Annotated in this window: 13 protein-coding genes; 8 read left to right on the plus strand and 5 right to left on the minus strand. The window is 69.4% G+C overall.

The features are described 5' to 3' along the window. The coding region (locus tag ACKOB8_RS01680) for a DUF222 domain-containing protein (RefSeq protein WP_526374984.1) at positions 1 to 491 on the minus strand (491 nt) is incomplete at its 3' end. A gap of 51 nt (positions 492 to 542) precedes the next feature. After that, entirely contained in the window at positions 543 to 1,424 is an 882-nt protein-coding gene (locus ACKOB8_RS01685) for an iron-sulfur binding domain-containing protein (RefSeq protein WP_526374986.1), read from the minus strand. 37 nt (positions 1,425 to 1,461) lie between these two features. Between ACKOB8_RS01685 and ACKOB8_RS01690 the strand changes: the two genes are divergently transcribed. Then, complete coding sequence (locus ACKOB8_RS01690; RefSeq protein WP_526374988.1) at positions 1,462 to 2,085, plus strand: carbonic anhydrase; 624 nt, start codon at positions 1,462 to 1,464, stop codon at positions 2,083 to 2,085. Positions 2,086 to 2,171: 86 nt separating this feature from the next. Beyond that, a complete protein-coding gene (locus tag ACKOB8_RS01695) occupies positions 2,172 to 2,933 on the plus strand; it encodes a hypothetical protein (protein ID WP_526374990.1) in 762 nt (253 codons plus the stop codon). Here the strand turns inward: ACKOB8_RS01695 and radA are convergent. Together radA and ACKOB8_RS01705 are read right to left on the minus strand one after the other, a co-directional pair. Continuing rightward, positions 2,930 to 4,333 carry a DNA repair protein RadA gene (gene radA / locus ACKOB8_RS01700; RefSeq protein WP_526374992.1) on the minus strand — a complete coding sequence of 468 codons (1,404 nt, stop codon included), beginning with the start codon at positions 4,331 to 4,333 and terminating at the stop codon, positions 2,930 to 2,932. The two genes, ACKOB8_RS01695 and radA, sit on opposite strands and share 4 nt — an antisense overlap. Positions 4,334 to 4,405: 72 nt before the next feature. Continuing rightward, positions 4,406 to 4,924, minus strand: coding sequence for a copper chaperone PCu(A)C domain-containing protein (locus tag ACKOB8_RS01705; RefSeq protein ID WP_526375115.1), 519 nt, complete (start codon positions 4,922 to 4,924; stop codon positions 4,406 to 4,408). A 284-nt stretch (positions 4,925 to 5,208) separates the two neighbouring features. Between ACKOB8_RS01705 and carD the strand changes: the two genes are divergently transcribed. Genes carD through rlmB form a run of 5 tightly spaced genes read left to right on the plus strand, consistent with a single transcriptional unit; the run spans position 5,209 to position 9,232 of the window. After that, entirely contained in the window at positions 5,209 to 5,697 is a 489-nt protein-coding gene (carD, locus tag ACKOB8_RS01710) for an RNA polymerase-binding transcription factor CarD (RefSeq protein ID WP_526374994.1), read from the plus strand. A gap of 28 nt (positions 5,698 to 5,725) precedes the next feature. Further along, positions 5,726 to 6,382, plus strand: coding sequence for a 2-C-methyl-D-erythritol 4-phosphate cytidylyltransferase (gene ispD / locus ACKOB8_RS01715; protein WP_526374996.1), 657 nt, complete (start codon positions 5,726 to 5,728; stop codon positions 6,380 to 6,382). Beyond that, a complete protein-coding gene (gene ispF, locus ACKOB8_RS01720) occupies positions 6,379 to 6,864 on the plus strand; it encodes a 2-C-methyl-D-erythritol 2,4-cyclodiphosphate synthase (protein ID WP_526374998.1) in 486 nt (161 codons plus the stop codon). Before ispD ends, ispF begins: the two co-directional genes overlap by 4 nt. Before the next feature lie 11 nt (positions 6,865 to 6,875). Beyond that, positions 6,876 to 8,300, plus strand: coding sequence for a cysteine--tRNA ligase (gene cysS, locus ACKOB8_RS01725; RefSeq protein WP_526375000.1), 1,425 nt, complete (start codon positions 6,876 to 6,878; stop codon positions 8,298 to 8,300). Further along, positions 8,300 to 9,232: a 23S rRNA (guanosine(2251)-2'-O)-methyltransferase RlmB gene (gene rlmB / locus ACKOB8_RS01730; protein WP_526375002.1), complete on the plus strand. Its 933-nt coding sequence runs from the start codon at positions 8,300 to 8,302 to the stop codon at positions 9,230 to 9,232. The genes cysS and rlmB overlap by 1 nt, the downstream gene beginning before the upstream one ends. Here rlmB and ACKOB8_RS01735 read toward each other — a convergent pair. Next, a complete protein-coding gene (locus ACKOB8_RS01735) occupies positions 9,210 to 11,300 on the minus strand; it encodes a prolyl oligopeptidase family serine peptidase (RefSeq protein ID WP_526375004.1) in 2,091 nt (696 codons plus the stop codon). The genes rlmB and ACKOB8_RS01735 overlap by 23 nt on opposite strands. 97 nt (positions 11,301 to 11,397) lie before the next feature. Here ACKOB8_RS01735 and ACKOB8_RS01740 point away from each other — a divergent pair, with 97 nt between their 5' ends. Further along, a complete protein-coding gene (locus ACKOB8_RS01740) occupies positions 11,398 to 13,218 on the plus strand; it encodes an ABC transporter substrate-binding protein (RefSeq protein WP_526375006.1) in 1,821 nt (606 codons plus the stop codon). The last annotated feature ends 6 nt before the right edge of the window (positions 13,219 to 13,224 follow it).

Below are 13,224 nucleotides of genomic sequence, written 5' to 3' on the forward strand. Positions count from 1 at the left end.
GTGATCCGCCAACTGGTCGACTGTTCGCCGGAGGTTTTGGTGACCGAACGCTGCGGCTCGGGCCGGGTATCCGGTTCCGGGCGCGGCTCCAGGCGCACCGCGGTGCGCAGCTGGTTGACCGTGGCCACCGCGGCCAGCGCGGCGTAGTGCTCATCGGAGCCCTGCCCGGCCCCCGCCGCGATCACCCCGACCTGATCCAGCGAGAGCCGGCCCTCCCGCATGCCCTGCGCACAGCGCGGAAACTGCTCGAGCCGGCGCGCGACCGCGGAGATGGCGTGCGCGTTAGCCGATGACGAGCCGAGCTTCCAGGCCACCAGCGCCGGCACCGAACGCGCACCCGTGCCACCCCAGAGCCCGTCGCGCTCGATCTCGGCGACGATCTCCACAATGCGACCATCAATCGCGTTACGCTGCCCCGCCAGCTCCGCCAGCTCACCAAAGAGCACCCCAAGGCGCTCATCAGGCCGGGCGACCGACACCACCGAAGACATGACCCCAGTCTCGCAACGGGGTACGACAACTTCCCGGCCCCAGACGGGGTCTCAGTCCGACCCGCCCTCGCCCGCCAGCGCGAAGCGGCCGTCCGCGGTCTGCTCCACCAAACCGTCGGCCAGCAGCGAGCCCAGTGCCCGGTCCCGCTGCGCGGTATCGGTCAGCCACGCGGCGTCCAGTCGGGACCGGTCGACCGGCGTGCTGGTCGACCGCAGTACGTCGAGCAGCTTTCCGCGGACCTGCCGGTCAGTGCCGGCATAGCGCTGTACCGGTCGCTTCGGATCGCCGCCCGCCGGCCAGCCGGCGTCGCGCCATGCGCACCGCGTCAGCGGGCAACGGCCGCACTGGGGTGAGCGCGCCGTGCACACGGTGGCGCCCAGCTCCATCAGAGCCGCGGAGAACACCGGGTCGGTTTCGTCTCCGGGCAGCAGAGCGCCGACCTCGGCGTGGTCGCGCGAAGCCGATGGGGTGCCGGCGTCCGCGCGGCCCTCGACGGCGCGCGCCACCACCCGCCGCACATTGGTGTCCACGACAGGCACCGAAGCGCCGTAGGCGAAACAGGCAACCGCACGCGCGGTGTATTCACCGACGCCCGGCAGGCCGAGCAGGGTCTCCACGTCGGCGGGCACCACGTCGTCGTACCGGGTGGCGATCACCGTCGCGCACTCATGCAGCCTCTTGGCCCGTCTCGGGTAACCCAGCTTGCCCCAGGCCCGCAACACGTCGGCGGCCCCGGCGGCTGCCGTGGCCGAGGCCGTCGGCCAGCGCGCCACCCACTCGGTCCACACCGGCAGCACCCGGGCCACCGGCGTCTGCTGCAGCATGAACTCGCTGACCATGATCTGCCAGGCGGTGACCCCGGGATCTCGCCACGGCAGATCCCGCGCAGCCCGGCCGTACCACGCGACGATTTCCCCGGCGGGGATGCTCACTGGCGGGCCGCCGCCGCGGCCGTGCAGAATACAGCGCATGGCCAAGATGACTCCGGCGGCAGCATGGCGGGCACTGAAAGAGGGTAACGAGCGATTCGTCGACGGTCGGCCCGAGCATCCCAGCCAGAGCATCGAGCACCGGAGGATGCTCGCCGCCGCGCAGCGCCCGATCGCGGTGCTGTTCGGCTGCGCCGACAGCAGGGTGGCTGCCGAGATCATCTTCGACCAGGGGCTGGGTGACATGTTCGTGGTGCGCACCGCCGGTCACGTCATCGACTCCGCGGTGCTGGGCTCGATCGAATACGCGGTGGGCGTCCTCGACGTCCCGCTGATCGTGGTTCTCGGCCACGACAGCTGCGGGGCGGTGCAGGCCACCCTGGCCGCGCTCGACGAGGGCAAGGTTCCCGGCGGGTACGTCCGGGACCTGGTCGAGCGGGTCAGCTCGTCGATCATGCTGGGCCGTCGTGACGGATTGACCCGCGTCGACGAGTTCGAAGCCCGCCACGTCATCGAGACCGGCACGCAGCTGCTGTCGCTGTCCAACGCGATCTCCGAGCGCGTCGAAAAAGGCGAACTGGCCATCGTCGGCGCCAGCTATCTGCTGGCCGAGGGCAGGGTCAAGCCCCTCGCTCACCTCGGAGACGTCGGCGAGGCCACGTAGCGGTTAGCAACGCGCGTCTCACCAAACAAGGCGACACGCCGTGCGGGGTCGGACGCGTCGGGTTGACCTGGCCTTACGGTGAGAACGTGCTGGATATCGAACCACGCGGGCCGCTTCCGTCGCAGATCTACTGGCGGCGCAGGGGATTGGCCCTGGGAATCATGCTGCTGCTCATCGCCCTGGTCGTGGGCGTCGCCGTCGCCATGCTGGGCAAGTCCGGGGTGACCCAGTCCACCAAGGCCGAGACCGCCCAGACACCGCAGCCGGAGAACAAGACGCCGGTGATGCCGCCGGCACAGTCCGGCCCGGAAGCGGCTCCGACGCCGACCGCCGCCGTCGAACCGCCGCCGATCCTTCAGGACGGCGACGATTGCCCCGATTCCACCCTCGCGGTGAAGGGCATCACCAATGCGCCGCAGTACGTGATCGGTGACCAGCCCAAGTTCACCATGGTCGTGACCAACATCGGTCTGGTCGGCTGCAAGCGCGACGTCGGTGCCGCGGTGCTCGCGGCCTACGTCTACTCGCTGGACAACAATCGCCTCTGGTCGAACCTGGACTGCGCGCCGTCCAACGAGACTCTGGTCAAGACCTTCAACCCCGGCGAACAGGTGACGACCGAAGTCACCTGGACCGGTATGGGCTCGGCTCCGCAGTGCCCGCTGCCCCGTGAGCCGATCGGCCCGGGCACCTACAACCTGGTCGTCCAACTCGGCAACCTCCGCTCGGCGGCCGTGCCGTTCATCCTGTCCGAGACGGCACCGCCACCGGCCGAACCACCGGCCGCCCCGGCTGAGCCGGCGGGTGAGCCGCCCGCCGAGGCGCCGGCCCCCGCCCCGGTGGGCTAACCCAACCTCCGGTTGGCGGCAGCTGACTGGGCTGTCGGCCCGCTGATCGCCAGCACGGACCGCAGCGCGTCGTTGACTGTCGCAGACTCCAGCGTGCGCAGTCCCGCGGGCGCCGGGCCGCAACCGACTGGAACGACCGCAGTGGTGAAACCCAGCCGGGCGGCCTCGGTGAGCCGGCGCTGCATGCCCGTGACCCGCCGGACGTCACCGGCAAGGCCCACTTCGCCGAACACCACCGCGGTCGCCGGCAGCGGCCTGCCGGTCACCGCGGAGGTCATCGCCGCGGCGATTGCGAGGTCCGCGGAAGAATCGGTCAGCCGCATGCCGCCGACGGTGGACAGGTAGCTGTCGAGCAGACCGACCGCGACCCCGGCCCTCTTGTGCAGCACGGCGGTGATCATCGCGACCCTCGACTGGTCCATCCCGCTGACGACGGTGCGCCGCGGTGCTCCATCGTAGGGAGGCGCGGTCAGCAGGGCCTGAATCTCGCCGATGAGCGGGCGCTTGCCGTCCAGGGTCACGGTGATCGCGGTACCCGCCACCGGTTCGGAACGCTGATCGAGGAACAGTCCGGACGGATCGGCGACACCGGTAATGCCGTTCTCCTGCAACAGAAAGCAGCCGACCTCGTCCGCGGCTCCGAAGCGGTTCTTGATGCCTCGGACCATCCGGAGCGTGGTGTTGCGATCACCTTCGAAGTGCAGCACCACATCGACGAGATGCTCGAGTGACCGGGGTCCGGCGATAGCGCCGTCCTTGGTGACATGGCCCACCAGGATCATCGCGACCCCACTGGACTTCGCGGCGGCGGTAAGCGCCGCGGTCACCGCGCGCACCTGGGTGACGCCGCCGATCACGCCGTCGACGTCGGCCGCCGCCATGGTCTGGACCGAGTCCACGATCACCAGACTGGGCTGTACCGCATCGAGGTGGCCGAGCACGGTGTGCACGTCGGACTCCGCGGCCAGGAACACTTCGTCGTGACTGCAGTCGGTGCGGTCGGCGCGCATCCGGATCTGGCCGGCGGATTCCTCGCCGGAGACATACAGCGCGCGCCGGCCCGACGTCGCCCACCGGTGGGCCACCTCGAGCAGCAGCGTCGACTTGCCGACCCCGGGATCACCGGCGAGCAGGCTCACCGAACCCGGCACGACGCCGCCGCCGAGCACCCGGTCGAGTTCTGCCACGCCGGTGGGCAAGTGGCGGGTGCGATCGGGGTCCACCGCACTGATCGGGACGGCCGGGGTGGCCGGGGCGGAGGCCGGCGCCCCGCCGACCGCAGCCAGGACGGCCACCTCGTCGACGGTCCCCCACGTCCCGCACTCCGGGCACCGGCCGACCCACTTGCCGATGACATGACGGCATTCCGAACAGCGGTACTGCGCACGTGCCCTGGCCACGAGATTGAAGTTAGCGGGTCGGTGTGACAGTTTCGCGGACCGGCAAGCCGGGTGTCGGCCGCGGACGGGGGATTACTCCCGCCGGTCTGCGTCGCCCGCCGAGATCGGGACCGCGACGGTGGTCTTCCCGGCCCTGCCGAAGTCGAAGGTGAACCCGTAGGACAGACCGTTGGTGATCGGCTTGGTGAGCTTGACCTCCGCGATCGCCGGCTTGCCCTCGCCGTCGGGCAGTGCCTGCGGCTGGCCGTCGGCCAACCCGACCACCAGTGCCCCGCTGGCCGGGATCGCGCCGTCGCCGGTCACCGAAACCTCGCCGACGTCGGAGGTGATCTGCACCAGTTGGTGATTTTCGTCGGGGGAGTTGTTGACGGCGACGAACATCAGCGGCACCGTCGCGCCCGGCTGAAGGAAGTCCTCGGTCTGCACGGCCTGCAGGTGGATGTTGCGGATTCCGATGTCGCCGGCGCTGGCCACCGCGCCGTTCACAGCGGCCTCCATGCCGGCGCTCTGCGAGATCTGGCCCGCTCCGCAGCCGGTCAGGAGCACACCGCACGCCGCGAGGGCTGCGGATGCGGTGCAGAGGCGGTGGATGTTCACAGCAGTCTCCCGCGGGGCCGTGCGGCGGTCACTGTGCCGCCGCGTCATGACTCTGCAGACTAGTGCCTGCGGCGGCGGTAGCAGAGTCGTTCGGCCGCGTTCGGCCCCTTTCAGCCCCGTCCGGCCGGACCCCAACGGGGCCGGTCCCCGGCCTAATGCCCTGCTGGACAACCCGCCGAATACCTCCTGTTCACCTGAGGTGCCCCTGACCTGCACCGTTGTTCCACGCGCCGGTCGGCCCCGTGTTAACATGGAGAAGTGAAAGGGGCCCCAAACTGATGATTTTCAAGGTCGGAGACACCGTTGTTTACCCGCATCACGGTGCCGCGTTGATTGAAGCGATCGAGATCCGCACCATCAAGGGAGTACAGAAGGAATACCTGGTCCTCAAGGTCGCCCAGGGTGACCTGACGGTTCGTGTCCCCGCCGAGAACGCCGAGTACGTCGGGGTTCGCGACGTGGTCGGCCAGGAGGGCCTCGACAAGGTCTTTCAGGTGCTGCGGGCCCCGCACACCGAGGAACCCACCAACTGGTCGCGCCGCTACAAGGCGAACCTCGAGAAGCTCGCCTCCGGTGACGTCAACAAGGTCGCCGAGGTCGTCCGCGATCTGTGGCGCCGTGACCAGGAGCGCGGACTGTCGGCGGGTGAGAAGCGGATGCTGGCCAAGGCCCGCCAGATCCTCGTCGGCGAGCTGGCCCTGGCCGAGAACACCGATGACGCCAAGGCCGCGATCATTCTCGACGAGGTTCTGGCCGCGGCATCCTGAATGCCCCCTGACGACCCCGACGGCCCCGGTGTCTGACACCGTCGCGATCGTCCCGGCGGCCGGCTGCGGTGAGCGGCTCGGAGCGGGTGTTCCCAAGGCGTTCGTCAGCCTGGCCGGCCGGTCCATGCTCGAGCGCGCCGTTGACGGGTTGCTGGACTCCGGGGACGTCGGGCGGGTCGTGGTGTCCATCCCGGCCGATCGGGTCGATGAGGCCGCAATGCTGCTGGCAGGCCGGGCCACCGTCGTCGCCGGCGGCCCGCAGCGTTCGGATTCGGTCCGGTTGGCGCTGGCCGCCGTGGGCGAGCCGGAATTCGTCCTCGTCCACGATGCGGCGCGTCCGCTGACGCCGGTCCCACTGATTCAACGGGTGATCGCCGCGCTGCGCGCGGGGATGCGCGCGGTCGTGCCCGTCATGCCGGTGGCCGACACCATCAAGGCCGTCGACGCCAACGGCGTGGTGCTGGGGACGCCGGACCGGGCCGGGCTGCGGGCGGTGCAGACCCCGCAGGGGTTCGACACCGAACTGCTGCTGCGGGCCTACCGGCACGCCGGAAGCGCCGCCACTGACGATGCCGCACTGGTGGAGCATCTCGGCGTTCCCGTGCACACCGTCGCCGGCGACGCGCTGGCGTTCAAGATCACCACCCCGCTGGATCTGCAGCTGGCGGCGGCGGTGCTGACATGACCGTGCCGCTGCCCCGGGTCGGGGTGGGAACAGACGTTCATCCGATCGAACCGGGCCGGCCCTGCCGGCTGCTGGGCCTGGTGTTCGACGACGCCGACGGTTGCGCCGGGCATTCCGACGGTGACGTCGCCGTGCACGCGCTGTGCGACGCCCTGCTCTCGGCGGCGGGCCTGGGCGATCTGGGCGCGGTTTTCGGAGTCGACCAACCCCGGTGGCGCGACGTGACCGGGGCGCAGATGCTCACCCACGTCCGGGAGATGCTCGCCGAGGCGGGGTTTCGGGTCGGCAATGCCGCTGTCCAGGTCATCGCCAACCGCCCGCGGATCGGACCCCGCCGGGAGGAGGCCCAGCGGGTGCTCTCCGAGCTGCTGGGTGCTCCGGTGTCGGTCTTGGCGACCACCACCGACGGCCTCGGGTTGACCGGCCGCGGCGAGGGGCTGGCCGCTTTCGCCACCGCCCTGGTCATCGAGACCTCCCGGTAAGCTGCCACGTCGTGACCGGCCTGCGCTTGCACGACACCTTCACCGGTGCCGTGCGGGACTTCACGCCGCTGCGGCCGGGGCATGCCTCGATCTACCTCTGCGGCGCCACCGTGCAGGGGTTGCCGCACATCGGACACGTCCGCAGCGGGGTGGCCTTCGATGTGCTGCGCCGCTGGCTGATGGCCAAGGGTCTGGACGTCGCGTTCATCCGGAACGTGACCGACATCGACGACAAGATCCTGTCCAAGGCCGCCGAGGCGGGCCGCCCGTGGTGGGAGTGGGCGGCCACCCATGAGCGCGCGTTCTCCGCGGCCTACGAGGCTCTCGGGGTGCTGCCGCCGTCCGGCGAACCGCGGGCGACCGGCCACATCACCCAGATCGTCGAACTCATCGAGCGCCTCATCGACCGCGGGCACGCCTACCCCTCGGTCGTGGCGGGAGACAGCGACGTCTATTTCGACGTCCTGAGCTTCCCCGACTACGGCAAACTCTCCGGACACCGGATCGCCGACGTCCATCAGGGCGAGGGTGTGGGCACCGGTAAGCGCGATCAGCGCGACTTCACCCTGTGGAAGGCGGCCAAGCCGGGCGAGCCGTCGTGGCCGACGCCCTGGGGCCGCGGCCGCCCCGGCTGGCACTCCGAGTGCGTGGCGATGGCGCACGAGTACCTCGGTGCCGACTTCGACATCCACTGCGGCGGAATGGATCTGGTTTTCCCCCACCACGAGAACGAGATCGCTCAGGCGCGCGCGGCCGGTGACGGATTCGCCCGCTTCTGGCTGCACAACGGCTGGGTCACCATGGGTGGCGAGAAGATGAGTAAATCGCTGGGTAACGTCCTTGCGATTCCCGCTGTGCTGCAACGGGTTCGGCCCGCCGAGCTGCGCTACTACCTGGGCAGTGCGCACTACCGATCGATGCTGGAGTTCTCCGAGGCCGCGCTACAGGACGCGGTGCGGGCCTACGCGGGCATCGAGGAGTTCCTGCACCGGGTCCGGATCCGGGTCGGCGCGGTGCTGCCCGCCACGGTTCCGGACAGTTTCGCCGCCGCGCTCGACGACGACCTGGCGGTGCCCGCCGCGCTCGCCGAGGTGCACGCCGCGCGCGCCATCGGCAACCGGGCGCTGGACTCCGGTGACCACGAGACGGCCCTGGCGATGGCAGGCGGGATCCGGGCGATGACGGCGATCCTCGGCTGCGACCCGCTCGACGAGCGCTGGGAGACCCGCGACGAGACCGCCGCCGCGCTGGCCGCCCTCGACGTGCTGGTGGGTGCTGAACTGCAGCGGCGCGCCGACGCCCGGCGCGACCGCGACTGGGCTCAGGCCGACGAGATCCGCGACCGGCTCAAGCTGGCCGGCGTCGAGGTCACCGACACCGCCGACGGGCCCCAGTGGACCCTGCTCGGCCAGGACGCTCCGCCGGACGCGGTCTAGTGCCCGGCAACTCACGCCGCCGCGGCGCGGTGCGCAAGGCCGGCACCAAGAAGGGCCCGACCGTGGGTTCCGGTGGTGTGCGCCGGCGCGGACTGGAGGGGCGCGGCGCGACCCCGCCCGCGCATCTGAGGCCCGGCCATCCGGCCGCCAAGCGCGCCGGCAAGCAGGCCCGCCGTCCGGCCAGGCCCACCGACGAGAACGAACTCGTCCTCGGTCGCAACCCGGTGCTGGAGTGCCTGCGGGCCAACGCGCCGGCCTCCGCGCTCTACGTCGCCCTCGGCGCCGAGGCCGATGAGCGGCTGACCGAGTCGGTGACCCTCAGCGCCGATCGCGGTATTCCGATCCTGGAGGTGCCCCGCGGCGACCTCGACCGGATGAGCGCGAACACCCTGCACCAGGGCATCGCGCTGCAGGTTCCCCCGTTCGCCTACGCGCACCCCGATGACCTGCTGGCCACCGCCACCAACGATGTGCGCCCGGCCCTGCTGGTGGCGCTGGACAACATCTCCGACCCGCGCAACCTCGGTGCGATCGTGCGGTCAGTCGCCGCCTTCGCCGGCCACGGGGTGCTCATCCCGCAGCGGCGCTCCGCGGCGGTGACCGCGGTGGCGTGGCGGGCCAGTGCCGGAGCGGCGGCGCGGGTGCCGATCGCACGGGCCACCAACCTCAACCGCACCCTGGTGCAGTGGGCCGCGGCCGGACTGCGGGTGGTGGGACTCGACGCCGACGGCGACACCGCCCTCGACGACTTCGACGCCACCGAGCCTCTGGTGGTGGTCGTCGGCTCGGAAGGCAAAGGCCTGTCGCGGCTGGTCCGGCAGAACTGCGATGCGGTGGTGTCGATCCCGATGGCCGGTCCGGCCGAGTCGCTCAACGCCGCCGTCGCCGCCGGCGTCGTCCTGGCCGAAATCAGCCGTCAGCGTCGGCGCTGACACAGCGGAGTACCCAGGCGTAGATCTCGGCCTCGTAGTCGAGTTGGGAGAAGCGTCCGACCGGCCCGGCGTGCGCACCCGATCCAGTCTCCGCGCGGAACAAAATCGTGCGCCGGGATACCGGCGAAGCGGGGTCGACTCCCGCGCCGTGTGCGGGGTCTGCGGCGCGTAACGTGGCCACCCACTTCGCGGGTTCGCGGATCAGGACGCGGGTGTCGTGCAGCGCTCCGGTGACCAGGAGTGCGGGGCGAGCAGCAACCGGGGGCGCGTTGTCGACGGGGGAATAGGACCGCAGCACGGCGCGATCATCCGGATCGGCCGGGTTTCCCCACTCGTCCCATTCCGAGATCGTCAGCGGAAGGGATGGATCGGACATCGTTGTCAGCACGTCGACGAAGGGCACTTCGGCCACCACTCCGGCAAAGCGGTCGGGACGCCGCGAATACAGCACGCCGGCCAGCAGCCCACCCGCGGAAAGACCGCGGGCCACGATCCGGGTGCCGTCGACGAGTCCGTCGGCGAGGAAGTCCGCGACCGCGGCCTGGTCGTCGAAGGTGTTGGGCTTGGATCGCAGGTGCCCGTCGAGCCACCAGCGCCGGCCCAGTTCGCCGCCGCCACGAGGCTGACCGAAAGCGCACACGACACCGCGGTCGAGCAGAGACGGCAGTGATCGCCACCAGTCGTAACCGAAATCGGGGTCGGTGCATGCCTCATACGACCCGTAGCCGTAGAGGAAGAGCGGGGCGGTGCCGTCCAGTGCGATCTCCCGGTGTCGCACGACGATCACGGGCACCCTCGTGCCGTCGGGTGACCCGGCCAGATGACGCTCCTGGAGGTAGCAATCCGCATCGACACCGATCACCTGCTCGATGTGGCGCAGCACCCGGGATCCGGTCGCAAGGTCGATGTCCTCGTGTCGGGTCGGGGTGATGAACGACTGCTCGACGACGGTGATGAAGTCGGTGTCGAAGGTCTCGTTACGACCGAGTCGTACCAGACCACCCGGAAGGTTCGGCAGGACCTCCAGCCGCTCACCGGCGTAGGGCCGGATCGTCACCATGCCGACACCGCCGCGCCGGGCTGAGACGACGATCGCCGTACTGAAGGCATCCACCCGGTGGATACGCGTCGTCGGATCCTCGGCGATGTAGTCGCTCCAGTGCCCGGGGGAGTCGGCTGGAGCGACGACGACGCGGAACTCGACGGCGTGAAGATTGGTGACGATCAGGAATCGGTCCCCCTGCGGACCGGGGGCATGCTCGACGCGGTACTCGACCCCGGGTTGGCGTGCTCGCACGAGAGCCGGTTCGGACGTGGGGTCGGCGGCCGGCAGCAGGTGGACCTCGGAGGTGTTGCGGGAGGCTGCCGTGATCACCAGCCAGGCACCCGAGCGCGACGCCTCGACGGTGATCTCGAATCGCGGATCCGGCTCTTCGAGCACCAGGACGTCCGCCGAAGGATCGGTACCCAACCGGTGCGCCCACACCTGAAATGGCCGGTTGACGCGATCGGTACGCAGATACAGGTAGCTCGACGCGTCCGCGCTCCAGGCGCCGTCGGGGAACGTCGCCTCGATCACCTCGGGCAGGTCGGTTCCGGTCCGCAGATCGCGGAACCGCAGCCGATAGCGCTCGTCTCCGACCACGTCGCAGGACCAGGCCAGGGTGTTTCCGTCGGGGCTCACCCGGAGCTCGCCGGGGTGAAACTCGGTCCCGGGGTGGGCTTCGGCAACCTCCTGCAGGTCGATCACCGGGCGGGTATCGCCGCCGGCGGCGCGCCGGACCAGGGTGGGGAACTCCGCACCGGCCGGATGCAGCAGACGGTAGGTGAATCCGCCCGATGTCCACGGCGCGGACTCCGACTCGGTCGGCACCCGCGCTCTCATTTCGGCAGCCAGTGACGCGCGCAGCGCGGCCAGCGTCGCGACCCGGGACTCGTAGTACCGGCGTTCGGCGTCGAGCAGAGCGACGAGGTCCGCGGTCGGCGCGGCGATCCAGCAGAACGGGTCGGCCGGATCCCCGCTACGCGCCGTCGGCGGATCGGTGCCTGGCCCAGCTCCGAGCGACATCGAACCTCCGGCGAGGAAATAGCGGCGAACGCAAGACTGTGTCCTCAAATGCTGCCATCGTGATCTGGTCTGGCCGGTGCAGACGGAAGGAATTCTCATGGAACGTCGAATCGCACGCGTCGCCGCGGTCATCGCCGTGGTGATGGGACTTCTGCTTCCCTCCGCCGCGCGGGTCGGCGCGGACACGGATAAATCGGTGTTCACCGTGGGGGTCGACCAGGACGTCGACTCGCTGAACCCCTTCGTCGGGGTCACCGTGGCCGCCTATGAGATCTGGCAACTGGTCTATCCCACGCTGACCCAGTACGGGGCCGAAGACTTCAGCATCAAGCCGGGACTTGCCGAGTCGTGGACCGAGTCGCCAGACAAGACGTTCTGGACCTACAAGATCAGGCCCGGCCTGAAATGGAGCGATGACGTGCCGCTCACCGCAAGGGACGCGGCCTACACCTTCAACCGCATCATCAACGGCACCTTCGAGAAGGTCAATTACGGCAACTACGTCGCCAACATCACCGGGGCCGAGGCACCGGACGACACGACCCTGATCCTGCGGGTCGCCAAGCCCTCACCGCTGATGGAGAAGCTCGCGGTCTACATCCTGCCGGAGCACGTCTACTCCAAGATCGACGAGACCGCCCTGCAAAGTTTCAAGAACGAACCGACCGACGGCAAACCCATCGTCGGGTCGGGGCCCTTTCTGGTCGCCGAGCGCCAGGTCGGTCAGTTCACCAGGATGGTGGCCAATCCGAACTTCTATCGGGGCAAGCCCCTTGTCGACGAAGTCGTTTTTAAGTTCTACGCCAATCCCGACGCTCTTGGCCAGGCCCTTCGCAAAGGCGAGATCGACTACGCCGACGGACTGGAAGCCAACGTCTTCGACTCGCTGGCCGATGCACCGAACGTCCAACGCCGGTCGGCGCTCTATCCGGGCTTCAATGAATTGGCCTTCAATACCGGGGCCCAAACGACGAGCGGAAAACCAATCGGCGACGGAAATCCGCTGCTGAAGGACAAGCGACTGCGCGAGGCCGTCGGCTGGTCGCTGGATCGCAAGACCATGGTCGAGAAGGTGCTCGGCGGGAACGGAAGCGTGGGATCGACGCTCATCCCGCCGATGTTTGCGACCTGGCACCTCAGCCCGCCCAACGAAGTCAGCTACGACCCCGACAAGGCCCGATCCCTGCTGGACGCCGCGGGTTACCGACAGGGTCCCGACGGTATCCGCCGAGCGGGCGACGGTGCCCCGCTCTCGTTCCGGCTGTACGGCAGATCGGATTCGGCCACGTCGAAGAAAGCCGTCGAATTCATCAAGCGTTATCTGGCGGATGTCGGTATCGAAGCGAACGTGACGCTTATTGCCGAAGACGCGCTCACCGAGAAGGTCGGGCAGGGTGAATACGACATGTTCGAGTGGGGCTGGGTGGTCGAGCCGGACCCCGACTACCAACTCTCGACGTTCACCTGCGGCAAGAGGTCTTATGAGGAGGACGGCAGCGTGGTGACCAACCTGTCAGACTCCTTCTACTGCAATCCGGCCTATGACGAGCTCTTCGCGGCCCAAAGTGTCGAGACGGACCCCGCCAAGCGGATCGGACTTGTCAAACAGATGCAGCAGATCCTCTATGACGACTGGCCGTATGCGCAGACCTACTACTACAACAACCTGATCGGTTACCGCGCCGATCGATTCGAAGGCTTCGTCCCGCAACCCGCCCCGGACGGTTCCTACCTCTTCCAATACGGAACGTGGACGTATGAGAATCTGCGCCCCGTCGCCGCGGACTCCGGTGCGCGGCGGTCCGGCCCGTCGCCTGCGGTGATCGGCATCGCTGTGGCGGCTGCCGCAGCTGTGGGCGGCGTCGCGCTGCTGTTGCTCAGACGCCGTCGCACCGCTGGAGCCGACGACCGGGAGTGACGCGAG

The sequence above is a fragment of the Mycobacterium sp. genome (assembly GCF_046091765.1).
GTDB lineage: Bacteria > Actinomycetota > Actinomycetes > Mycobacteriales > Mycobacteriaceae > Mycobacterium.